At 65.3% G+C, this 23,229-nt stretch carries 22 protein-coding genes; 13 read left to right on the top strand and 9 right to left on the bottom strand.

The window, feature by feature from the left end; genetic code table 11:
• Positions 1–12: 12 nt before the first annotated feature.
• Entirely contained in the window at positions 13–513 is a 501-nt protein-coding gene (locus U5768_RS24980) for an Rrf2 family transcriptional regulator (protein WP_322033057.1), read from the bottom strand.
• Between the two features lie 206 nt (positions 514–719).
• On the opposite strand from U5768_RS24980, the gene U5768_RS24975 reads away from it, so the two are divergent.
• Positions 720–1,277: a group III truncated hemoglobin gene (locus U5768_RS24975; RefSeq protein ID WP_322033056.1), complete on the top strand. Its 558-nt coding sequence runs from the start codon at positions 720–722 to the stop codon at positions 1,275–1,277.
• A gap of 103 nt (positions 1,278–1,380) precedes the next feature.
• Here the strand turns inward: U5768_RS24975 and U5768_RS24970 are convergent, their stop codons facing one another.
• The 6 genes from U5768_RS24970 to U5768_RS24945 form a co-directional block, all read right to left on the bottom strand.
• A complete protein-coding gene (locus U5768_RS24970; protein ID WP_322033055.1) occupies positions 1,381–1,863 on the bottom strand; it encodes a molybdenum cofactor biosynthesis protein MoaE in 483 nt (160 codons plus the stop codon).
• A 17-nt stretch (positions 1,864–1,880) separates the two neighbouring features.
• Positions 1,881–2,138, bottom strand: a complete 258-nt coding sequence (gene moaD, locus U5768_RS24965; protein ID WP_158950258.1) for a molybdopterin converting factor subunit 1 — start codon at positions 2,136–2,138, stop codon at positions 1,881–1,883.
• Between the two features lie 25 nt (positions 2,139–2,163).
• On the bottom strand, positions 2,164–3,390 hold the full coding sequence (gene glp, locus U5768_RS24960) for a gephyrin-like molybdotransferase Glp (protein WP_415913971.1): 1,227 nt from the start codon (positions 3,388–3,390) through the stop codon (positions 2,164–2,166).
• 201 nt (positions 3,391–3,591) lie between these two features.
• Positions 3,592–5,043 (bottom strand): threonine synthase, encoded by a 1,452-nt coding sequence (gene thrC / locus U5768_RS24955; protein WP_322033053.1) that lies wholly within the window; start codon positions 5,041–5,043, stop codon positions 3,592–3,594.
• 10 nt (positions 5,044–5,053) lie between these two features.
• On the bottom strand, positions 5,054–6,385 hold the full coding sequence (locus U5768_RS24950) for a homoserine dehydrogenase (protein WP_322033052.1): 1,332 nt from the start codon (positions 6,383–6,385) through the stop codon (positions 5,054–5,056).
• Positions 6,386–6,435: 50 nt separating this feature from the next.
• Positions 6,436–7,674 carry a pyridoxal phosphate-dependent aminotransferase gene (locus U5768_RS24945; RefSeq protein WP_322033051.1) on the bottom strand — a complete coding sequence of 413 codons (1,239 nt, stop codon included), beginning with the start codon at positions 7,672–7,674 and terminating at the stop codon, positions 6,436–6,438.
• Between the two features lie 554 nt (positions 7,675–8,228).
• Between U5768_RS24945 and U5768_RS24940 the strand changes: the two genes are divergently transcribed.
• The 12 genes from U5768_RS24940 to U5768_RS24885 all read left to right on the top strand — a co-directional run bounded on the left by U5768_RS24940 (position 8,229) and on the right by U5768_RS24885 (position 21,448).
• Positions 8,229–8,603: an Mth938-like domain-containing protein gene (locus U5768_RS24940; protein ID WP_322033050.1), complete on the top strand. Its 375-nt coding sequence runs from the start codon at positions 8,229–8,231 to the stop codon at positions 8,601–8,603.
• Between the two features lie 126 nt (positions 8,604–8,729).
• Complete coding sequence (locus U5768_RS24935; protein WP_322033049.1) at positions 8,730–10,421, top strand: glycosyltransferase family 39 protein; 1,692 nt, start codon at positions 8,730–8,732, stop codon at positions 10,419–10,421.
• A gap of 111 nt (positions 10,422–10,532) precedes the next feature.
• On the top strand, positions 10,533–10,904 hold the full coding sequence (locus U5768_RS24930) for an SMR family transporter (RefSeq protein ID WP_322033048.1): 372 nt from the start codon (positions 10,533–10,535) through the stop codon (positions 10,902–10,904).
• Positions 10,905–10,998: 94 nt separating this feature from the next.
• On the top strand, positions 10,999–12,162 hold the full coding sequence (locus tag U5768_RS24925; RefSeq protein WP_322033047.1) for a DegT/DnrJ/EryC1/StrS aminotransferase family protein: 1,164 nt from the start codon (positions 10,999–11,001) through the stop codon (positions 12,160–12,162).
• Between the two features lie 137 nt (positions 12,163–12,299).
• Complete coding sequence (locus U5768_RS24920) at positions 12,300–13,391, top strand: glycosyltransferase (protein WP_322033046.1); 1,092 nt, start codon at positions 12,300–12,302, stop codon at positions 13,389–13,391.
• Positions 13,388–14,356, top strand: a complete 969-nt coding sequence (locus U5768_RS24915; RefSeq protein WP_322033045.1) for a formyltransferase — start codon at positions 13,388–13,390, stop codon at positions 14,354–14,356. The genes U5768_RS24920 and U5768_RS24915 overlap by 4 nt, the downstream gene beginning before the upstream one ends.
• Entirely contained in the window at positions 14,353–15,402 is a 1,050-nt protein-coding gene (locus U5768_RS24910; RefSeq protein ID WP_254314089.1) for a bifunctional UDP-4-keto-pentose/UDP-xylose synthase, read from the top strand. Before U5768_RS24915 ends, U5768_RS24910 begins: the two co-directional genes overlap by 4 nt.
• 19 nt (positions 15,403–15,421) lie before the next feature.
• Positions 15,422–16,318, top strand: a complete 897-nt coding sequence (locus U5768_RS24905; RefSeq protein WP_322033044.1) for a polysaccharide deacetylase family protein — start codon at positions 15,422–15,424, stop codon at positions 16,316–16,318.
• 122 nt (positions 16,319–16,440) lie between these two features.
• A complete protein-coding gene (locus tag U5768_RS24900) occupies positions 16,441–16,902 on the top strand; it encodes a peroxiredoxin (protein ID WP_322033094.1) in 462 nt (153 codons plus the stop codon).
• Positions 16,903–17,301: 399 nt separating this feature from the next.
• Positions 17,302–19,140 (top strand): PhoH family protein, encoded by a 1,839-nt coding sequence (locus tag U5768_RS24895; protein ID WP_322033043.1) that lies wholly within the window; start codon positions 17,302–17,304, stop codon positions 19,138–19,140.
• Positions 19,141–19,371: 231 nt separating this feature from the next.
• Complete coding sequence (locus tag U5768_RS24890) at positions 19,372–20,496, top strand: C40 family peptidase (RefSeq protein ID WP_322033042.1); 1,125 nt, start codon at positions 19,372–19,374, stop codon at positions 20,494–20,496.
• A 145-nt stretch (positions 20,497–20,641) separates the two neighbouring features.
• Positions 20,642–21,448 (top strand): SDR family oxidoreductase, encoded by an 807-nt coding sequence (locus U5768_RS24885; protein WP_322033041.1) that lies wholly within the window; start codon positions 20,642–20,644, stop codon positions 21,446–21,448.
• Positions 21,449–21,511: 63 nt separating this feature from the next.
• Here U5768_RS24885 and U5768_RS24880 read toward each other — a convergent pair whose 3' ends face one another.
• Both U5768_RS24880 and U5768_RS24875 read right to left on the bottom strand, forming a co-directional pair.
• On the bottom strand, positions 21,512–22,522 hold the full coding sequence (locus tag U5768_RS24880) for an inorganic phosphate transporter (protein ID WP_322033040.1): 1,011 nt from the start codon (positions 22,520–22,522) through the stop codon (positions 21,512–21,514).
• 10 nt (positions 22,523–22,532) lie between these two features.
• Positions 22,533–23,159 carry a DUF47 domain-containing protein gene (locus U5768_RS24875; protein ID WP_321914307.1) on the bottom strand — a complete coding sequence of 209 codons (627 nt, stop codon included), beginning with the start codon at positions 23,157–23,159 and terminating at the stop codon, positions 22,533–22,535.
• Positions 23,160–23,229 lie beyond the last annotated feature (70 nt).

Below are 23,229 nucleotides of genomic sequence, written 5' to 3'. Positions count from 1 at the left end.
CCGAGGCGCCCCTCAATGCTCCTGCGAAGTCGCGGGGCGAGCCGCCTGCGCACGCGGCATGAACCGGATGGGCGCGAGACCGAGGAGGCCTGTCAGTTCGCTCGCCGGCTGCGCCAGTTCGCCGATGGTATGGCCGTCGAGTTCGGCGAGGAACGCGTCGCGCGCCGCCGCCAGTGCGTGCTTGAGCCGGCATTGCGGGTCAATGACGCAGCTACGCCGTTCCCCATGTTCGTCGGGAAAGCAGCCCACCAGCGCGAAATCGCTCTCCGTCTCGCGGACAACCGCGCCCACGGTCAGATCGAGCGATGCCGGCGCGAGTCGCAACCCGCCGTTGCGCCCACGGATGGTATCGACCCAGCCCAGCTCGCCGAGGCGCTGCACGACTTTCATCAGATGATTTTTCGACACGCCATAGGCGTCCGATATCTCCTGAATCGTTGCCAGGCTGTCGCGACGCAGCGCGAGGTACAACATCACGCGCAACGAGTAGTCGGTGTAGTCGGTCAGTCTCATGGCGGTGGCGATATCAGGGGCGACGCAGGGGAAAGTATCCGTACAATAACATGCAGTTAGCATGCAGGTTTTGCCTGGACTGAGTATCATGGTCGCGTCGCAGTGCCTGGCGCCGTGTGTGCGACTCGCGGCCGCAGCGTAGCGGCGCGCCGCCGCCCGCTACACTCCAGGCACTCCAGGCACTCCAGGTATGACCCAGGTTCCAGATGAATCCCCCTGACAGCCCCACTCGCGCCCTGCACGCCCAGCCAACCGAAGAGAACATCCGCGAACTCGTCTACGCGTTCTACAACCGCGTGCGCGACGATGCTCTGCTCGGCCCGGTATTCGAGGGCGTGCTGGCCGGGCGCTGGGACGACCATTTGCCGAAGATGTGCCGATTCTGGTCGAGCCTCGTGCTGGGCACCAAAACCTACCGCGGCAATGTGCAGCAGGCGCACGATCCGGTGCCGGGGGTCGAGCCGCAGCATTTCAGCCGCTGGCTCTATCTCTTCCTCGATACGGTTCAGGCGCGCTACGCGCCCGCGGCGGCGGTGCAGTTCATGGAACCCGCACTGCGTATCGCGCAAAGCCTGCAACTGAGCCGCTTTGGCTGGGACTACACGATTCCTCCCGAGCAGCAGGCGATCCTCGATCGCGTAGCGCCCCGCAGGCGCCCCGCCGGACACGGCCACGACTTGCCCACGCGAGCGAGCGGCGAGCCGTTTCCGGCCCGTTTCGTTGGCCGCCAGATGGATATCGACGAGAGCACGCCGGCAGAGTGAGGTTAGCTCGCCTTAAGCGAGATGCCGGATTAGGCGGTTAGTTGCGTTATACGAACGCATTGGATGGCTCAAACCGAAGGGCCGCCGCAACGAAAACCCGCGCCTAGCTGGATTCCCGCGCGGCATTCCCCGAGACCACGCCCCAGCGCTCCAGCGCCGTATTGTCGCTTTCGCGGGCATCGACCCAACGCGCGCCCTGCTCCGTCTCTTCCTTCTTCCAGAACGGCGCCTCGGTCTTGAGATAGTCCATCACGAACTCGCAGGACGCGAAGGCGTCGCCGCGATGCTTCGATGTCGTCGCGACCAGCACGATCTGGTCGAGCGGCGCGAGCTTGCCCACCCGGTGCACGATCAGCACCTCGATGCCCGCCCAGCGCCGCTGCGCCTCCTCGACAATCGCCTCCAGCGCTTTCTCGGTCATACCCGGATAGTGCTCGAGTTCAAGCGAAGCGATCGTGCTGCCGTCGTTCAGATCGCGCACCGTGCCGACGAAGCACGCCACCGCGCCAATAGCGGGATTGCGCGCGCGCAGTTGCGCAACCTCCGAGGTAAGGTCGAAATCTCCGGTTTGAACGCGCACGGGCATCGTGAGTCTCCTGACGTTCAGCCGCCCGTCACAGGCGGAAAAAACGCGACTTCGCAGCCCTCGGTAATACGCGTGCGCGGGTCGGTCATCACGTGATTGCAGGCCATACGCAACGCGCGGCCTTCCGCCAGCGTTTCGGCCCACACGCCGCCGCGAGCGCGCAGCCAGCCGCGCACGTCGCCCACCGTCACGATGCTCTCCGGCAGCGTGACCGTTTCGTCCGCCACGCCCAGCGCCTCGCGCACGCTCGCAAAAAACTTCAACTGGATCTTCATCGCTCAGTGTTTCAAATAAGGCTTTTCAGTACAGCAATTCGGTGAACGGAATGAAGCGTACCGTCTCGCCTGCGCTGATCGCGTGGTTGGGCGGATTGTCGATCAAGCCGTCGCCCCAGACCGTTGAGGTGAGCACCGCCGAACTCTGGTTCGGGAACAACTCCAGACCGCCAGCCGGATTCACCCGCGCGCGCAGGAACTCGTTGCGGCGGTCGCTCTTCGTCTGCGTGAAGTCGGCGCGCAGCGAGAGCGCGCGCGGGCTGACCTGCGTGGCGCCCGCGAGACGCAGCAGGAACGGGCGCACGAACAACAGGAACGTGACGAAACTTGACACCGGGTTGCCCGGCAGCCCGATGAAGAATGTCTCGCCCGCCTGCGCATCCATTGCGCCTTGCGCCCGGCGCACCGCGCCGAACGCGAGCGGCTTGCCCGGCTTCATGGCGATCTGCCATAAGTTGATGCGGCCTTCGGCCTCCACGGCGGGACGCACGTGATCCTCCTCGCCCACCGAGACACCGCCCGAAGTGAGGATGAGGTCGTGGGCAGCGGCGGCCTCGCGCAGCGTCGCGCGCGTGACGTCCAACTGGTCCGGCACGATGCCGTAGTCGGTGACTTCGCAGCCCAGGTTGCGCAACAGGCCCGTGAGCGTGAAACGGTTCGAGTTGTAGATCGCGCCGGGCTTGAGCGGCTCGCCCGGCATCGTCAGTTCGTCGCCGGTGAAAAACACCGCGACTTTGACGCGGCGCACGACGGTCAGCGACGCACACCCGACCGACGCCGCGAGCCCGAGCGCCGCCGGCGTCAAACGCGTGCCCGCCGGCAGGATCACCGTGTTCTTGCGGATGTCCGCGCCCTGCGCCGTGATCCACTCGCCCGCCTTGGGCGTGTGCAGAAAAGTGACGGCGCCCTCCGCCGCCTCGGCCTGCTCCTGCATCACCACGGCATCCGCCCCCGGCGGTACGGTCGCGCCCGTGAAGATTCTCGCTGCCGTGCCCTGCGCGAGCGGCTGCGGCGCGTGGCCCGCGGGAATGCGCTGCGAAACCGGCAGATGGCGGCTGCCTTGCGCGAGATCGGCCACGCGCACCGCATAGCCGTCCATCGCGCTCGTATTCATCGGCGGCACGTCGAGCGGCGAGACGACGTCCACGGCGAGCACGCGGTTCAGCGCGTCGAAGGTGGAAATCGTTTCGGTGCCGGCGAGCGGCTTCGCGGCGGCAAGCAGCGTGGCGAGGGCGTCGGCGGTGGAGAGCATCGGCGCGCGCGGCGCGGGCGCCGGCGCGGCGGAAGACGGGGGCGTGGACATCAGGATCGTCTCGGACTTGGGCGGCGAGGCCGCCAGCAGCGGTTGGTCTGCCCTTATTGTAGCGGCGCGACCGCCCCGCTGCGCCTTATGAAATGGCGACGCGCCAGGACCGCGAGCGGATGCGGCCCCGGATGCGCCATCAATCCACAATCAATCCGACGTATGAGCGGCGATATAGTCCTTCACACGCTTGACGTCGGCAGGCACGACTTCGAAGCGCTGCGGCAGCGCCTCCAGTCCTTCGAACGCAGACGGACGCTCCGGCTCGCGGTCGAGCGCCTCGCGAATCGTCTCGCCGAACTTCACCGGCTGCGCGGTTTCGAGCACGATCATCGGTACGCCCGGCTGCAGGTGTTCGCGGGCGACCTTCACGCCGTCAGCCGTATGGGTGTCGATCATCGTCTTGTAACGCGAGTAGATGTCGCGAATGGTGGCGATGCGGTCGTCATGGCTGCTGCGGCCCGAAACGAAGCCGAACTGCTTCACGCGCACGAAGTCGCCGCTCGCCACGAGATCGAACCCGCCCTTCTCCTCCACGTCGCGGAACAGTTGCGTCACGCGCGCCGGATCGCGGCCGAGCAGGTCGTACACGAAACGCTCGAAGTTCGACGCCTTCGAGATGTCCATGCTCGGGCTCGTCGTGTGATACGTCTCGGCCGAGGCGCGCACGCGATAGATGCCCGTGCGGAAGAACTCGTCGAGCACGTCGTTCTCGTTGGTCGCGACCACGAGCTTTTCGATCGGCAGGCCCATCATGCGCGCGATATGGCCCGCGCACACGTTGCCGAAGTTGCCCGACGGCACCGTGAACGACACGCGCTCGTCGTTCGACTGCGTCGCCGCGAAGTAACCGGCGAAGTAGTACACGACCTGTGCCACGACGCGCGCCCAGTTGATCGAGTTGACCGTGCCGATCTTCCGCTGCGCCTTGAACGCGTGATCGTTCGACACGGCCTTGACGATGTCCTGGCAGTCGTCGAACACGCCTTCCACGGCGAGGTTGAAGATGTTCGGGTCTTGCAGGCTGAACATCTGCGCGGTCTGGAACGCGCTCATCTTCCTGTGCGGCGAGAGCATGAACACGCGCACGCCCTTCTTGCCGCGCATGGCGTATTCCGCCGCGCTGCCGGTGTCGCCGGAGGTCGCGCCGAGAATATTCAGTTCCTGGCCGGCCCTGGCAAGCGCGTACTCGAACAGGTTGCCGAGCAACTGCATTGCCATGTCCTTGAACGCGAGCGTCGGGCCGTTCGAGAGTTCGAGCAGCGAAAGCCGCGCGCCGTTTTCCTCGCCGAGCGTGGTGAGCGGCGTGATCTTGCTCGCGTCCTCGCCGTGGCGCACGTTGCGATACGTTTCGGCGGTGTAGGTGCGGCGCGTGATATCGCGCAGGTCGTCGGCGGGAATGTCGCCGGCGAACTTCGAGAGGATTTCGAACGCGAGATCCGCGTACGAAAGGCCGCGCCAGCGCGCGAGTTCTTCCTTGCCGATCTGCGGATACGCGGCCGGCAGATAGAGGCCGCCGTCGCGCGCGAGACCGCCCAGCAGGATGTCGGAAAACGAATGATGCTCGCCGGCGCCCGCGCCGCGCGTAGATACGTAATTCATAGCCCTTGCCTTAGTTCAGTCCTTCCATGCGCAGCTTCGTGACCTGCGACTTCACCGTCGCGAGCTTTTCGATCTGCGCGATCGCCGCGTTGACGCTCTTTTCGAGCGTTTCGTGCGTGATCAGGATGATGTCGGTTTCCGCCTTGCCCTGTGCGTCGACCTGCTCCGCTTCCTTTTGCAGCAGCGCGTCGATCGAGATGCCGCTGTCGGCCAGGATGCGCGTAATGGCCGCCATCACGCCGGTCTGGTCGGCCACGCGCAGGCGCAGGTAGTAGCCGCTCGTGACTTCGTCGATCGGCAGGATCGGCGTGTTCGAGAGGCTCTCCGGCTGGAAGGCCAGATGCGGCACGCGGTGCTCGGGGTCGGCCGTGTGCAGGCGCGTGACATCGACGAGATCGGCCACGACGGCGGAGGCCGTAGGCTCCGCGCCCGCGCCCTTGCCGTAGTAGAGCGTCGTGCCCACGGCGTCGCCATGCACAACCACGGCGTTCATCGCGCCTTCCACGTTCGCGAGCAGGCGCTTGGCCGGGATCAGCGTGGGATGCGTGCGCAGTTCGATACCGCGATCGGTGCGCCGCGCAATGCCGAGCAGCTTGATGCGATAGCCCAGTTCTTCCGCGTACCTGATGTCGATGGCGTCGAGCTTGCTGATGCCTTCCACGTAGGCCTTGTCGAACTGCACAGGCACGCCGAACGCGATCGCGCTCATGATCGTGGCCTTGTGCGCGGCGTCCACGCCTTCGATGTCGAAGGTCGGATCGGCTTCGGCGTAGCCCAGTTCCTGCGCGGCTTTCAGTGCGGTCGCGAAGTCGAGGCCGCGCTCGCGCATTTCCGAAAGGATGTAGTTCGTCGTGCCGTTGATGATGCCCGCGATGTACTGGATGCGGTTGGCCGTGAGGCCTTCGCGCAGCGCCTTGATGATGGGAATGCCGCCCGCCACCGCCGCCTCGAACGCGACCATCACGCCCCGGGCGCGCGCCGCTTCGAAGATCTCGGTCCCGTGCACCGCCAGCAGCGCCTTGTTCGCCGTGACCACGTGCTTGCCGTTGGCAATGGCGCGCAGCACGAGATCCTTCGCGAGCGTCGTGCCGCCGATCATTTCGGCGACGATCGAAATCGACGGATCGTCGACCACGGCGTTGAAGTCGGTCGTCAGGTCGACGCTGCCGGCTTCATTGCCGAGCGCCGCCGTGGCCTTGGCCGGGTTGCGCACGGCAATGCGCGCGACCTCGATGCCGCGGCCCGCGCGGCGTTTGATTTCTTCCTGGTTGCGGCGCAGTACCGTGAAGGTGCCGCTGCCTACCGTGCCGAAGCCCAAGAGACCTACTTTGATCGGATCCATGCAGCGTGTGTTCGTCTAAGTGTTTAAAGGGAATGCGTTGTATCTGAAGCTCAGGTGCCATGCCGCTGACGATAGCCGTCGAGGAAGCGCGCGATGCGGTTGATCGAATCGGTCAGGTCGTCGACGTTGGGCAGGAACACCACGCGGAAGTGGTCCGGCTGCTTCCAGTTGAAGCCCGTGCCCTGCACAAGCAGCACGCGCTCCTGCAGGAGCAGATCGAGAATGAACTGCTGGTCGTTCTCGATCGGGTAAAGCTTGGGGTCGAGGCGCGGGAACATGTAAAGCGCCGCCTCGGGCTTCACGCAGGTCACGCCCGGAATGGCCGTGAGCATGTTGTACGCGAGTTCGCGCTGACGATAGAGGCGCCCGCCCGGCTGGATCAGCTCGTTGATGCTCTGGTAGCCGCCCAGCGCCGTCTGGATCGCGTACTGGCCCGGCACGTTCGCGCACAGGCGCATGGAAGCGAGAATGCCGAGACCTTCCGTGTAATCCTTCGAGCGGCGGCGGTTCTCGCCCGTCATGCCCGAGAGGAACATCCAGCCCGCGCGGTAGCCGCACGCGCGATAGCTCTTCGAGAGGCTGTTGAGCGTAACGGTGATCACGTCTTCCGAGAGCGAGCCGAGCGCGGTGTGCGTCTTGCCGTCGTAGATGATCTTGTCGTAGACCTCGTCGGCGAAGAGGATCAGGCCGTGCTCGCGCGCGATCGCCACGAGGCCGCGCAGCAGGTCGTCCGAATAGAGCGCGCCGGTCGGGTTGTTCGGGTTGATGACGACGATCGCGCGCGTGGTCGGCGTGATCTTCGAGCGGATGTCGTCGAGGTCGGGCATCCACGCGTTCGACTCGTCGCAGATGTAGTGCACAGGCGTGCCGCCCGAGAGGCTCACGGCCGCCGTCCACAGCGGATAGTCGGGCGCGGGCAGCAGCACTTCGTCGCCGTCGTTGAGGAGGGCCTGCATGGCCATCACGATCAGCTCGGACGCGCCGTTGCCGATATAGATGTCGTCGAGTTCAACGCCCTTCACGCCCTTTTGCTGCGCGTAATGCATGATCGCCTTGCGCGCGGCGAACACGCCCTTCGAATCCGAATAGCCCGACGAGCCCGGCAGGTTCAGGATCATGTCCTGAATGACCTCGTCGGGCGCGTCGAACCCGAACGGCGCGAGGTTGCCGATGTTCAGCTTGATGATGCGATGGCCTTCTTCTTCGAGGCGCTTCGCGTGCTCGAGCACCGGCCCGCGGATGTCGTAGCAAACGTTCTGCAGCTTGTTGGATTTGAGAATCGGTTTCACGGCGGGCTATCGGGTGGTCGGGGTTAGTCGGTCAGGGCGTCGAAGGCAAGTAAGACGCGGTAAAAGGGCTGGAACAGGCTGGAATGCCGATGACCGGCCGGGCGGATGGCGCCCCGACGGACAAGACATGCAAGGAAGCCGAGGGGCGCTCCCGGCGGGATACAAGCCGCGCACCCTTTGCGAACAGAGCGCCGGGCGCTCGCACAGCGTCGCGGGAAGCATCCGCCAGGGCGAGCCCGATCGCCTCCGGCTGCCCCGGCAGCTTGTGGCTGCCCTTGCCCGATGCGCGGATGGCGCGCCTGGTGGACTGCTGGCGGTCGGCCGGCGCGGTCTACCCGCGGGCGCCGCCGCTGCGGCGGCTAAAAAGCTATAATTTAGCGGATTTTGACCAACTTCCGCAATGCGCAATCGGTCAAGAGGCGGGTCAAGAGGCGGGCCAGAAGGCAGGCCGGAGGACGGCCCAGGAAGCGGAGCGCGACGCGCGCGACACGGCGTCGGCACAGGGCGGCCCCTCGCTTGCGCACCTCACTCGCCCTTATTCCCGGAACCCCGTTTTGAAACTACATCAGGACTCCAGCGCCGCGCTCAATACCGTGACCGCTTACGGCGCCGACTACGTCGAAGTGAACCTCGAACGCCACACGGGCAGCATCATCGTGATGCCCGAAACGCCGGTCATCCCGTGGCCGGTGCAGTCGTTCGACGCCCTCACGCCCGATCTCTTCGAAATGCTTCTGCCGCTGAACCCCGAGGTGGTGGTGTTCGGCAGCGGCGAACGGCTGCGTTTTGCGCATCCGCGCCTGACCGCCGCGCTCTCCGCCAGGCGCATCGGCGTCGAGGCAATGGATTTCAAGGCCGCTTGCCGCACCTACAACATCCTCATGGCCGAAGGCCGCCGTGTGGCGGCCGCGCTTCTGATCGAAAGCTGACGCACCTTAAGCTTGCCTTCAGGTCGCCGCGCGACGGCGTAGTACACTTGCGCGCCGCGTGCGCCACACCCGTCGCGCGCCCCGCTTCCCGACCGCAACGACCGCAACAAGAACAGGCTGAAACCCATGAACGATACGCCATCGCGGCTACCGCTCAACCGCAGTGCGATCCTGCTCCTGATCCTCGCTCTCGCCGTGATCTGGTTCCTGCCGCTCGGCTGGCGCCACCTGCTGCCGAGCGACGAAGGCCGTTACGCCGAAATGGCGCGCGAAATGCTCGCGACCGGCGACTGGATCACGCCGCGCTACAACGACTACAAGTATTTCGAGAAGCCGCCGCTGCAAACCTGGATGAACGCGCTCACGTTCGCGTGGTTCGGCCTCGGCGAGTGGCAGGCGCGCCTGTATACGGCGCTCACCGGCTTCGCCGGCGTGCTGCTGATCGGCTTCACCGGCGCGCGCGTGTTCAACGCCGCCACGGGCTTCTTCGCCGCAGTCGTGCTCGCCTGCGCGCCGTACTGGAACCTGATGGGCCACTTCAACACGCTCGACATGGGCCTGTCGTTCTGGATGCAGCTCACGCTGTGCGCGCTGCTGCTCGCACAGCGCCCGACCCTGCCCAAAAACCACGCGCGCCTGTGGATGTGGGTGTGCTGGGCGGCCATGGCGATGGCGGTGCTTTCCAAGGGCCTCGTCGGCCTGATCCTGCCGGGCGCGGTGCTCGTGCTGTATACGGCGATTTCGCGCGACTGGGCGCTCTGGAAGCGTCTCTATCTCGTGAGCGGCCTGATCGTGTTCTTCGCGATCGTTTCGCCGTGGTTCATTCTCGTGCAGCAGCGCAATCCCGAATTCTTCAACTTCTTTTTCGTCGTCCAGCAGTTCCAGCGCTATCTCACGCCCGCGCAGAACCGCCCCGGCCCGTTTTATTACTTCGTGCCGGTCATGCTGGTGGGTTTCCTGCCGTGGCTTTCGGTGAGCGTGCAGAGCGTGCGCCATGCGCTGCGCGCGCCGCGTCAGACCAACGGCTTCTCGCCCGTCATGCTGATGTTCGTCTGGACAGTATTCATTTTCCTGTTCTTCAGCGCCTCGCACTCGAAGCTCGTCTCCTACGTCCTGCCGATCGCGCCGCCGGTCGCGCTCATCATCGGCATGTATCTGCCGGTCATGACGCGCACGCAGTGGACGAGGCACCTCGCGGGCTATGCGCTCCTCGCCGTCGTGCTGATGGGCGCCTCGTTCGTGCTCACGCGCCTCGGCGACGCGCGCAATCCCAACGCGCTCTACCGCGAGTTCCAGGTATGGGTGTTCGCCGCGGCCGCCGTGGCCTTCGTCGTCACCATGGTCGGCCTGCGCCTGAACCGTGCGAAGCGCACGCCCGAAACCGGCGCGCGCGCGCCGGCGCTCGCGCTCGGCACCGCGTGGCTGCTGCTGGCGACGCTCGCGGGCACGGGGCACGACGTGTTCGGCACGCTGAGTTCCGGCGCGCCGCTCGCGCCCGCGGTGCGCGCCGCCATTGCGCAGCAGCCGCCCGGCACGCCGTTCTACTCCGTGGGAGTGCTCGACCACACCATGCCGTTCTACGTGCGCCATTCCATGACGATGGTCGAAGTCACCGACGAACTCGCCTTCGGCATCTCCGAGGAGCCGCAAAAATGGGTGCCGACCATCGCAGACTGGGAAGCGCGCTGGAAAGCCGATCGCCACGCGCTCGCGCTGATTCCGACGCAGCGTTATGAGGAACTGGCCGCCCAGGGCTTGCCGATGCAGGTGGTCGCCCGCGACACGCGGCGCGTCATCGTCGAGAAACCGCAGCCCTGAAGGCTTTTGGGCCTCTAGCCGGCCCCTTCCTGGTCCAACCCCGGCCCCCATTGACGCATGCGCGATAATCGGCGGGCCGCCCCCCTATAACCCGTTGAACCACCCTTTCCGATGAATCCGATTTCCCTGATCTGCATCCTCGCCGGCGTCGGCCTCAACGCATGCGCGCAACTGTTGCTGAAGGCCGGTGTCAATGCCGTTGGACACTTCGAATTCAGCCGTGCGAACATCTTGCCCATTGGCATGAAGCTCGCGACGCAAGTGCCGATTCTCGGCGGCCTCACCTGCTACGTGTTCAGCGTGGTCGTGTGGATTGTCGGGCTCTCGCGCGTGGATGTCTCGATCGCCTACCCCATGCTCTCGCTCGGCTACGTGGTCAACGCGTTCGCGGCGTGGTATCTGTTCGGCGAGGTGCTGAGCGTGCAGCGGCTCGTGGGTATCGGCATCATCCTGATCGGCGTGTTCGTGCTGGCGCGTAGCTGACGCGCGGCGTGCGCCTTATAAGCATTTCGTAAGATGCGCCGCGGCGGCCTCGCTGCCCGGCCCCATTTTCTGACGAGCAAAGAGCAAAGCATTCATGACCCAGTCATCCACGCAGTCGACCGTTCCGTTCCTGCCGTTCGTGCGCCCCGAAATCGACGAAGAGACCATCCAGGGCGTAGCAGACGTGCTGCGCTCGGGCTGGATCACGACCGGCCCCCAGAACCAGGCATTCGAGGCCGCGCTCTCGGAGTATTGCGGCGGGCGTCCCGTGCGCGCCTTCAACTCGGGCACGGCGACGCTCGAAATCGGACTGCGCATTGCCGGCGTGGGTCCCGGCGACGAGGTCATCACCACGCCCGCCTCGTGGGTCGCGACCAGCAATGTGATTTATGAAGTCGGTGCGACGCCCGTGTTCGCCGACATCGACCCCGTCACGCGCAACATCGACCTCGACAAGCTCGAAGCCGCCATCACGCCGAAGACGAAAGCGATCATCCCCGTGTTTCTCTCGGGCTTGCCCGTCGACATGGACCGGCTCTATGCGATCGCCCGCCAGCACAAGCTGCGCGTGATCGAGGACGCCGCCCAGGCGTTCGGCTCGACGTGGAACGGCAAGCGCATCGGCGCGATCGGCGACATCGTTTCGTTCAGCTTCCATCCGAACAAGAATCTCACGTCGATCGAGGGCGGCGCGCTCGTCCTCAACGACGAAGCGGAAGCCCTGCTCGCGCAGAAGTACCGCCTTCAGGGCATCACGCGCACGGGCTTCGACGGCATGGACTGCGACGTGCTCGGCGGCAAGTACAATCTCACGGATGTCGCGGCGCGCGTCGGGCTCGGCCAGCTCAAGCACATCGAGCGTTTCACCCGCCAGCGCCACGCGCTCGCGCGGGCCTACCTGGCCGGCTTCGAGGGCGGCGCGGCCGTGAAGCTCGGCATGGGCCTGCCGCTCGCCGATTTCACCAACAGCAACTGGCACATGTTCCAGATCACGCTGCCGCTCGAGAAGCTCTCGATCGACCGCGCCGGTTTCATGGGCGAACTCAAGGAACGCGGCATCGGCTCGGGCGTGCACTACCCGGCCATTCACCTTTTCACGCTCTACCGCGAGCGAGGTTTCAAGGCGGGCATGTTCCCGCACGCGGAGCGCTTTGGCGCGACCACGGTCACGCTGCCGCTCTTCACGCAGATGACCGAAGCCGACGTGGCGCGCGTGTGCGGCGCGGTGAACGAGATTTGCGCGAAGTTTGCAAAGTAGTTCGCGACGTAGCTTGCAAAGCAGGCAGTAGCAGAAGTCGGAAGAAACAGGGGAAACGCATGCGGACGGCGCGGCACTTGCGCCGCCGGTTGCGCTCGCAGTAAACCGAAGCACCCAATAACGGAATCGACGCACACATGAGTCAAACGGAACTCGGCACCTTGACCCCGGATACGCCGGAAGTCTCGGTCATCATTCCGGTCTACAACGAGGAAGCGGGCCTTCCCGCGCTGTTCGCGCGCCTGTATCCGGCGCTCGACAAGCTCGGCACCTCGTACGAAGTGATCTTCATCAACGACGGCAGCCGCGACCGCTCGGCCGCGATGCTCGCGGAGCAGTTCCGCGCGCGGCCCGACACCACGCGCGCGATCCTGCTCAACGGCAACTACGGCCAGCACATGGCGATTCTCGCGGGCTTCGAGCAGGCGCGCGGCGAGATCGTCATCACGCTCGACGCCGACCTGCAGAATCCGCCCGAGGAAATCGGCAAGCTCGTCGAGAAGATGCGCGAGGGCTACGACTACGTCGGCACGATCCGCAAGCAGCGCCAGGACAGTCTGTGGCGGCGCAAGGCCTCGCTGGCGATGAACCGTCTGCGCGAGCGCATCACGCGCATCAAGATGACCGATCAGGGCTGCATGCTGCGCGCGTACAACCGCCGCATCATCGACACCATCAACCGCTGCGGCGAAATCAACACCTTCATTCCGGCGCTCGCCTACACGTTCTCGCAGAACCCGGTCGAGGTGGAGGTCGCCCACGAGGAGCGCTTCGCCGGCGAATCGAAGTACTCGCTCTACAGCCTCATTCGCCTGAATTTCGACCTCGTGACGGGCTTTTCCGTCGTGCCGCTGCAGTGGCTCTCGTTCATCGGCGTGATTCTCTCGCTCGGCTCGGCGGGCCTCTTCCTGCTGCTGCTGATTCGCCGCTTCATCATCGGCGCGGAAGTGCAAGGCGTGTTCACGCTGTTCGCCATCACGTTCTTCCTGCTCGGCGTGATCATCTTCGCGCTCGGTCTGCTCGGCGAGTACATCGGCCGCATCTATCAGCAGGTGCGTGCGCGTCCGCGTTATCTGATCCAGACGATCCTCGAGGAGCGCAATGGCCGCGCCGTCGTCGATACGCCGCGCCAGGATTTCGTGCAGGCCGCCGCGTTCGCGCAGCCGGCGCAACCAGGACAACCCGCGAACGTCACCACGAACGCGGCCAATGAAGGAGCCGGCCAATGAAGCCGCGCGCCGTTGTCTTCGCGTATCACAACGTGGGCGTGCGCTGCCTCCAGGTGCTGCTCGCGGGTGGCGTCGACGTTGCGCTCGTCGTCACGCATGAAGACAGCCCCACGGAGAACATCTGGTTCGGCAGCGTGAAATCGGTGGCGCAGGAGCATGGCATCGAGGTCGTCACGCCCGCCGATCCGAAGAGCGCCGAACTGCGCGCGGCCGTTTCCGCCGCGCAGCCGGACTTCATCTTCTCGTTCTACTACCGGCACATGCTGCCTGTGGACCTGCTCGCCCTCGCCGGGCGCGGCGCGTACAACGTGCACGGCTCGCTTCTGCCGAAATACCGGGGCCGCGTGCCCACGAACTGGGCCGTGCTCAACGGCGAGACCGAAACGGGCGCCACGCTGCACGAAATGGCCGCGAAGCCCGACGCGGGCGCGATTCTCGCGCAAACGCCGGTGCCGATCCTGCCCGACGACACCGCCGCGCAAGTGTTCGACAAGGTCACGGTCGCCGCCGAGCAGACGCTCTGGCGCGTGCTGCCCGCGCTGATCGCGGGCGAGGCGCCGCATCTGCCGAACGATCTCGCGAGGGGCAGCTACTACGGCGGACGCAAGCCGGAGGACGGCCGCATCGACTTCGGCCAGAGCGCGCAGCAGGTGTACAACCTTATCCGCGCCGTCGCGCCGCCCTATCCGGGCGCGTTCACCGACATCGGCAACGAGCGTTTCGTGATTGCCCGCGCGCGTCTTGTGCGCCCCGGCTCGCAAGACGCCGAAAGGGTCCGCCCCCTCGCCGGATTGCCCGTGGGCATCCACGTAAGCGATAATGCGCTTTTCGCCATCTGCGGCGACGCGCGCGCCATCGCGATCCACGAACTGCGGCATGCAGCGGGTCCCGAACAGGGCGGTCAGGAGACCGTCGTCAGCCCCGCCGCGTTCTCCGAACTCATTTCATCTGTCCCCCGTCCATGACCAAAAAAGTTCTGATCCTGGGTGTGAACGGCTTTATCGGCCACCACCTGTCCAAGCGCATCCTCGAATCCACGAACTGGGAAGTGTTCGGCATGGACATGCAGACGGATCGCCTCGGCGACCTCGTCAAGCATGAGCGTATGCACTTCTTCGAAGGCGACATCACGATCAACAAGGAGTGGGTCGAATATCACGTCAAAAAGTGCGACGTGATCCTGCCGCTGGTTGCCATCGCGACGCCCGCTACCTACGTGCAGCAGCCGCTGCGCGTGTTCGAACTCGACTTCGAGGCGAACCTGCCGATCGTGCGTTCGGCCGTGAAGTACCGCAAGCACCTCGTCTTCCCGTCGACGTCGGAAGTCTATGGCATGTGCAGCGACGAGCAGTTCGACCCGGACGCCTCGGCGCTGACCTACGGCCCGATCAACAAGCCGCGCTGGATCTACGCGTGCTCGAAGCAGCTCATGGACCGCGTGATCTGGGGCTACGGCATGGAGGGTCTGAACTTCACGCTGTTCCGTCCGTTCAACTGGATCGGCCCGGGCCTCGACTCGATCTACACGCCGAAGGAAGGCTCGTCGCGCGTGGTCACGCAGTTCCTCGGCCATATCGTGCGCGGCGAGAACATCAGCCTCGTGGATGGCGGCGCGCAAAAGCGCGCGTTCACCGACATCGACGACGGCATCGAAGCGCTGATGAAGATCATCGAGAACAAGGACGGCGTCGCCACGGGCAAGATCTACAACATCGGCAACCCGACCAACAACTTCTCGGTGCGCGAACTCGCGCACAAGATGCTCGCGCTCGCCGCCGAATTCCCGGAATACGCGGAAATGGCGAAAAAGGTGCAGCTCGTGGAAACGTCGTCGGGCGCGTACTACGGCGCGGGCTACCAGGACGTCCAGAACCGCGTGCCGAAGATCGACAACACCAAGCAGGAACTCGGCTGGGCGCCGAAGTCGACCTTCGACGAAGCGCTGCGCAAGATCTTCGAAGCGTACCGCGGCCATGTGGCCGAGGCGCGTGCGCTCGTCGAGCAACACTAAGCGTCAAGGACCTCGCCACGTGGCCCGCATCGTCCTGAAAATCGACGTCGACACGCTGCGCGGCACGCGCGAAGGCGTGCCGAATCTCGCGCGCATTTTCGACCGCTACAAGGCGCGCGCGACGTTCCTGTTCAGCCTCGGCCCCGATCACACGGGCTGGGCGCTGCGCCGCGTGTTGCGGCCTGGCTTTCTCAAGAAGGTCTCGCGCACGTCGGTGGTCGAGCACTACGGCGTGAAGCAATTGATGTACGGCGTGCTCTTGCCGGGCCCCGACATCGGCGTGGAAGCCGCGGCGGAAATGCGCGCGATTCACGAAGCCGGCTTCGAGTGCGGCATCCATACGTGGGATCACGTGTACTGGCAGGACAACGTGCGCAAGCGCGACGGGCAATGGACCGCGCGCCAGATGCAGAAGAGCCACGACCGCTTCACGCGCATTTTCGGCACGCCGCCCGTCACGCACGGCGCGGCGGGCTGGCAGATGAATGAGGCCGCCTTCGAGCAGATCGACACGTGGGGCATGAAGTACGCCTCGGACGGGCGCGGCCATTCGCCCTACCGTCCGGTAGTGGCGGGCCGCACGCTGAACCACGTGCAGATGCCCACTACGCTGCCCACGCTCGACGAAGTGCTCGGCGTGGATGGCGTCGATACCGGCACGGTCGCCGCGTGGATGCTCAAGCGCACCGAAAACAATCCGCACGACCAGGTCTTCACGCTGCACGCCGAACTCGAAGGCCAGAAGCTCGCGCCGGTGTTCGAGCAGTTGCTCGCGGGCTGGCGCGCGCAAGGCCACACGTTTGCCACGATGGGCGACTACCATGCGACGCTGGACCCGGATTCGCTGCCATCGTACCCTGTCACCTGGGGCGAGATCACCGGCCGCTCCGGCCAGTTGATCGTTCAGCCCGACTGATTCCGGCATCCGCGCGCTGCCCGCGTGCCGCCCCCGCCTCGGGCGGCGCGCCGTCCCGGTGAAACGGCCCCGCGCGCCGCGGCAATGCCAGCCAATAACAAAGGGAGAGCCACGTGCCTGACGTGACCATCGCAGTCGACCACCCCGTTCCGGACTTTACCGCCCCCGCCACCGGCGGCGACTTCAAGCTATCGAGCCTGAAGGGCAGCAAGATCGTGCTGTACTTCTATCCGAAGGACAACACGCCGGGCTGCACGACCGAAGGCCTGCAGTTCCGCGACCTCTATCCGAAGTTCAAGAAGGCCGGCGCGCAGATCGTCGGCGTGTCGCGCGACAGCGTGCGCTCGCACGATAATTTCAAGGCTAAGCTCGAACTGCCGTTTACCTTGGTATCGGATGCCGACGAAGCGCTCTGCGCGCGCTTCGACGTAATCAAATTGAAGAAAATGTATGGCAAAGAGGTACGGGGTATCGAACGCTCGACCTTCCTGATCGACGCTGCCGGCGTGCTGCGCCAGGAGTGGCGCGGCATCAAGGTGCCGGGCCATGTCGAGGAAGTTCTGGAGGCTGTACAAGCGCTTTGAGGAGCGTTATATTGGGCTGTAATGAGTGCCTGTCCAACCCTTTTTACGTCGCGTTGCGGCGGTTTCGCAGCCGGTCATGGAATGACCGGAATTGCGTATCCGAGGCACCGGGACAACACCGAAGTGAAGCCGCTTGCCTCGTCATCCGGGGCGGCGGCTTTTTTGTTTGTTCCACGCTGTTCTCCCCCGTTTTTGTCCCCGTTCGCGCCGGCCTTGCGACCCGGCGCGCGCAAACGTCAAGGAGCTGATCGAAAACCAGGCGAACCGGCATTTTCTGACCTGAGCGCGCACCTTGCGCAGTAACGGCGGAGGCCTACCCGGCACCCGCACGCACCGCCCGAAAGCGCGCCTTACTGGGTAACCCCGCGACCACTCGACCCGATTTTTTCGAGGGACACCATGCCTTTGCCTACTCCCCCCAGCAAGCTCGGCAACCTGCTGCCGCCCGAAGAATACAAGGCGCGTGCCCGCACGACGCGCAGCACACGCAAGGCCGCGAGCGAGAACGACGCGGCCGACGTGGCCGAATACGGCCCCGCAAGCGTCGCCGAGCCGATGACGCAGGCCGCCAACGCCGCGACCACGCTGCGTACCGTACCGCTTTCGAGCGCCAGCGCCGAACTGGCCGCGCTCGAACCGGTCGCCCCGGCACCCGCGCGCAACAAGCGCAACAACAAGCAGGTCACGCCCGCGTTGCTGCAGCCGCTCGAAGCCCGCACCGAAGCCGATACGACGCCCGTTGCGCGCGGCGGCAAGCCCGCCTCGGCCAAAGCCTCCGGCGGCGCCGCCGCGCCCGCCACGCGCGCCGGCTCGAAAAAACGCGTACATCCCGAAGAGAGCACCGAAGTCCAGAAGCTCTTCGTGCTCGACACGAACGTGCTCATGCACGACCCGACCTGCCTGTTCCGTTTCGAGGAGCACGACGTTTATCTGCCGATGATGACGTTGGAGGAACTCGACAACCACAAGAAGGGCATGTCGGAAGTCGCACGCAACGCGCGCCAGGTGAGCCGCACGCTCGACCAGCTCGTCGCCAACGCGGGCCCGATTTCCGAAGGCATTTCGCTTGGCCGCCTCGGCAGCCGCGAGGCGCGCGGGCGTCTGTACTTCCAGACCACGCTCACGCATATCGATCCGGTCGACGGCCTGCCCCAGGGCAAAGCCGACAACCAGATCCTCGGTGTCGTGCGCGCGCTGCAGCGCGACCGGCCGGACCGCCTCGTCGTGCTGGTGTCGAAAGACATCAACATGCGCATCAAGGCCCATGCGCTCGGCCTGCCCGCCGAAGACTACTTCAACGACCAGGTTCTCGAAGACAAGGACCTGCTGTACTCGGGCGTGCGTGCGCTCCAGCAGGACTTCTGGTCGAAGCACGCGAAGGGCATGGAGTCGTGGCAGGACACCAAGACCGGCACGACCTACTACCGCGTGACGGGTCCCGAATGCCTCTCGATGCTTGTGAACGAGTTCGTGTATCTCGAGCCGCAGAACGGCGAACCGGCGTTCCATGCGATCGTGCGCGAACTCAACGGCAAGACGGCGCTTCTGCAGACGCTGCGCGATTACGGCCACCACAAGAACAACGTGTGGGGCATCACGGCGCGCAACCGCGAGCAAAATTTCGCGCTGAACCTGCTGATGAACCCGGAGATCGACTTCGTTACGCTGCTCGGCCAGGCCGGCACGGGCAAGACACTCGTCGCGCTCGCGGCTGGCCTCGCGCAGGTGCTCGACGAAAAGCGCTACAACGAGATCATCGTGACGCGCGCGACGGTGCCTGTTGGCGAGGACATCGGCTTCCTGCCCGGCACTGAAGAAGAAAAGATGCAGCCGTGGATGGGCGCCTTCGACGACAACCTCGAAGTGCTCCAGAAAACCGATGACGCCGCCGGCGAATGGGGCCGCGCCGCGACCCAGGAACTGATCCGCTCGCGCCTGAAAGTGAAGAGCATGAATTTCATGCGCGGCCGCACGTTCGTCGACAAGTATCTGATCATCGACGAGGCGCAGAACCTCACGCCCAAGCAGATGAAGACGCTCGTCACGCGCGCGGGTCCGGGCACGAAGATCGTGTGTCTCGGCAACATCGCGCAGATCGACACGCCGTATCTCACCGAAGGCAGCTCGGGCCTCACCTATGTGGTGGACCGCTTCAAGGGCTGGGCGCATAGCGGCCACGTGACGCTCGCTCGCGGCGAACGCTCGCGGCTTGCCGATTACGCGTCGGACATTCTGTAACTGTTCGCCGGGCGCCCTTTTGCGGGCGTCTGCGCGCATGGCGAGGACCGTATCCGGGAAACGGGATACGGTCCTTTTTTATTGAACTGACGTCCGCGAGGCGCAACAGTTGGCACGCGAACTTCAAGTAAGTTGTGAAGAAACCTTGCGAAAGCCCTGAGGGGCGGGCTACCATCCGCCCATGACCCGTTTTTCCCATGACGCACGCGCCGCGCGCGCCATCTTCGCTTCATGCGCCGACTCTGGCTTCCGCTACTGATCGCAGTCCTGCTTGCCGCGTGTTCCAGCACGCCGCCAAAGGTATCGCGCAGCGGTTCGCCTTCCGGCGAAAACGTGTGGCGCACCAGGCCGCCTGGCTTTCCCCACTTTGTCGACCACAGCGTGGGCCGCGAGGAAATCTCGATCCAGGCGATGGGGCTCGTCGGCACTCCGTACCGCTGGGGCGGCAATACGCCCGATAGCGGCTTCGATTGCAGCGGTCTCGTGAAATACGTGCTGGCGCGCTCGGCCTCGGTCGACTTGCCGCGCACCACCGCCGAAATGAGCACGCGCGGCGAAACGGTCGAGCCCGACGAGATCGCATCCGGCGACCTCGTTTTCTTCAATACGACGGGGCGGCCGCATTCGCACGTCGGAATCTACGTGGGAAATCTGCGTTTCGTGAATGCGCCCTCCACGGGCGGCACGGTGCGGCTCGATTACCTGACCAATCCTTACTGGGCGAAGCGATTCGACGGCATCCGCCGCATGGCGCCGCCCAAACGCACGCCGTTCGAGACGCCGACGTGGGAGGCGTCCGCGCCTGCTGAACGCACGCCAGGCGTGAGTGTCGCGCCAACGGCCGCCGCGGTGGCGAGCGTCGCGCCTGCAGCGGCCGCGCAGCCCGCGCCAAGCGCCGCTGCGAGCCAGAATCGCATCGTCTCTAGTCCGCCAGCGGCCTACACCGCCGCGCCGGCAACTGCGCCGATGACTTCGACAACCGCGGCCGCCCCGGCCGACGCCTTCGAACCGCCCCCCGCGTCGCCTGGCGCGGCGCAGACGCAGGCGCGCGACGCCCTCTCCCTCGCGCCGGCGGTTGCGTCCGGCAACAATGCGCCTGCCTACGGTGGCGCCCCCGCCGCCAGCGCGCCGCGCGACGCCATCGATGCCGCCGCCGACGCCTTCGAGCCTCCGCCGCCCACCGCCAACGCGGCGGCGCGCCAGGCGGGCCAGGTCGGCTCGACGCCGATCCAGGCGGTCGCCCCGCCGGCGGGCAGCGCGCAGATCGTGCGTGCCTCGACGGCCGCCCCGGCCTCGGCCGCCCCAACCCAGTCCAGCGACGACCCCATCGCGCGCTTTGCCAACAGCGGCGAATAAAGAGACCGAAGAGATCGCGCCACGGCGCCAGGCGGCACATCGCCCCTGGCCGAAAGGCTAGTTACGCTTCCAGCGGGTTTGCGGCGCCGCGCGCCTCTGCTATCGTTTTGGGACCGTTTTCATACTTTCGCGCAGCGAGGCGACGATGGATCTTGGACTCAGCAAGAAGGTGGTACTCGTGACGGGCGGCAGCAAGGGCATTGGCCTTGCCTGTGCGCGCGCCTTTGCGCAGGAAGGCGCCCGCGTGGCGATCGTCTCGCGCGACCCCGCCAATCTCGCGCGCGCCCGCGAACAACTGGCAAGCGTTGGCCTGCACGTGCACCTCACGCGCGCCGACCTGCACGAAGCCCATAGCGCGGCCGACGTAGTCGAGGAAGTCTCCACGGCGGTCGGCCCAATCGACATCCTCATCAACAGCGCGGGCGCGGCACGCCGCTACGACCCGGAAACGCTCGATGCGGACGCGTTCAGGGCCACGATGGATGCGAAGTATTTCCCCTACATCTACCCGCAGCAGGAGGTGCTGCGGCGCATGGTGCGGCGAATCAAGTCGGGCGAGAGCATGGAGCCGGGGGCGATCGTCAATATCATCGGCATGGGCGGCAAGTTCGCAAGCGACATTCATATCGCCGGGGGCGCGGCCAACGCGGCCTTGATGCTCGCCACGGTGGGACTTGCGCATTACCACGCGCGCTACGGCATCCGCATCAACGCCATCAATCCCGGCGCCACGCTCACGGAGCGGCTGCAGGAGGCGGTTCAACTAGAGGCGCAACGCACGGGCGTCGGCGCGGACGAAGCGTTGGCGAGCGGCGAATCGAAGGTACCGCTCGGGCGCTATGCGAAGCCCGAGGAAATTGCCGATGTCGCACTCTTCCTCGCGAGCCGGCGTGCGAGCTACGTCACTGGCGCGCTCATTCCGATGGACGGGGCGAGCACCCCGCTAATCTGATGTGCCAGCAAGCGCCCTGGCCATGCGTGAAAAGCACTGCGGCGCCCGAAGGCGCCGCAGGTTTTACATGAAGCGGTGACCGAGCCACCAGGCGGCGGCGGCCAGCGTGGCCGAGGCCGGTATGGTCAGCACCCAGGCCCAGACGATGTTGCCGGCCACGCCCCAGCGCACCGCGCTGAGCTTTTGCGTCGCGCCAACGCCGACAATCGCGCCGGTGATCGTGTGCGTGGTCGAAACAGGAATGCCCATCCACGAAGCCGTGAAGAGCGTGAGCGCCCCGCCCGCCTCCGCGCAGAAACCGCCCACGGGCTTGAGCTTGGTGATCTTCTGGCCCATCGTGCGCACGATGCGCCAGCCGCCGAACAGCGTGCCGAGACCCATCGACAGATAGCAGCCGCCGATCACCCAGATGGGCGGCGCGTCCGAGCCGATCGCCGAGTAGCCCGTTGCGATCAGCAGCATCCAGATGATGCCGATGGTCTTCTGCGCGTCGTTGCCGCCGTGGCCAAGGCTGTAAAGGCTAGCGGAGATGAGCTGCAGGCGCCTGAAGCGCCGGTCGACCTTGCTTGGCGGCGTGCGAAAGTATAGCCACGACACCGTGAGCATGAAGAACGAGCCCAGAATGAAACCGAGCAGCGGCGAAATGAAGATAAACGCCACGGTCTTCATGAGGCCGTCGAAATTGAGCGAAGTCCAGCCCGACTTCGCGAGCGCCGCGCCCACGAGACCGCCGATCAGCGCGTGCGAGGAACTCGACGGAATGCCGTAGTACCAGGTCAGCACGTTCCAGCCGATCGCGCCCATCAGCGCGCCGAATACCACGTAGTGGTCGACGATATCGGGGTCGATCGTGCCTTTGCCCACCGTCTGCGCCACCTTCAGGTGGAACACGAAATAGGCGATCACGTTGAACATGGCGGCAAACGCCACTGCCTGCTGCGGCTTCAGAACGCCGGTCGACACGACCGTGGCGATGGAATTCGCCGCGTCGTGAAAGCCGTTCATGAAGTCGAAGATGAGGGCGATGGCGACCAGCGTCGCGACCGCCCAGAGGGCGAGTTGTATCGATTGCATCGCTGTGGGCTCAGGCGTTCTCTAGCACGATGCCTTCGATGATGTTCGCGACATCCTCGCACTTGTCCGTGATCGCTTCGAGCAGCTCGTAGATGGCCTTCAGCTTGATCAGCGTCTTGACGTTGTCTTCCTCGCGGAAAAGCTTCGAAATGGCGGAGCGCAACAGGCGGTCCGCGTCGGATTCGAGGCGATCGATGTCCTCGCAGGCCTTGAGGATTTCGCGCGCCTGCTTCATGTCGGAGAGCAGCCCCACCGCCAGTTGCACGCGCTCGGCCGTGGCCGTCACCACGTGCGCGAGCTGGCTCGCCTCGGCGGTCACGGCTTGCACGTCGTAGAGCGAAATGGCCGTGGCGACGTCCTCCATGAGGTCGAGGCAGTCGTCCATCGTCGTGATCAGCTTGTGGATCTCGTCGCGGTCCAGCGGCGTGATGAAGGTCTTGTGCAGCAGGTCGATCGCCTCATGCGTGAGCTTGTCGGCGGCCTTTTCAGCGGACTGCACGTTCTGCTTGTGGACCTCGGCGTCGGCGAGGTTATCGATCAGAAGTTCGAGTTCGCGGCTCGCGGAAACGATGCATTTCGCATGCGCGTTGAAAATTTCGAAGAACTTGCCCTCGGTGGGCATGAATCGACCGAACATTGGTATCCCGGAAATTGGTCTCGGATTGCCGTCAGTAAGCGGCAAATCAGGCGGCAAAATAAGCGACAAA

It is taken from the genome of Paraburkholderia sp. J76, assembly GCF_905220295.1.
In the GTDB taxonomy this organism is placed as follows: Bacteria; Pseudomonadota; Gammaproteobacteria; order Burkholderiales; family Burkholderiaceae; genus Paraburkholderia.
This window is presented reverse-complemented; position numbering and strand designations above follow the sequence as displayed.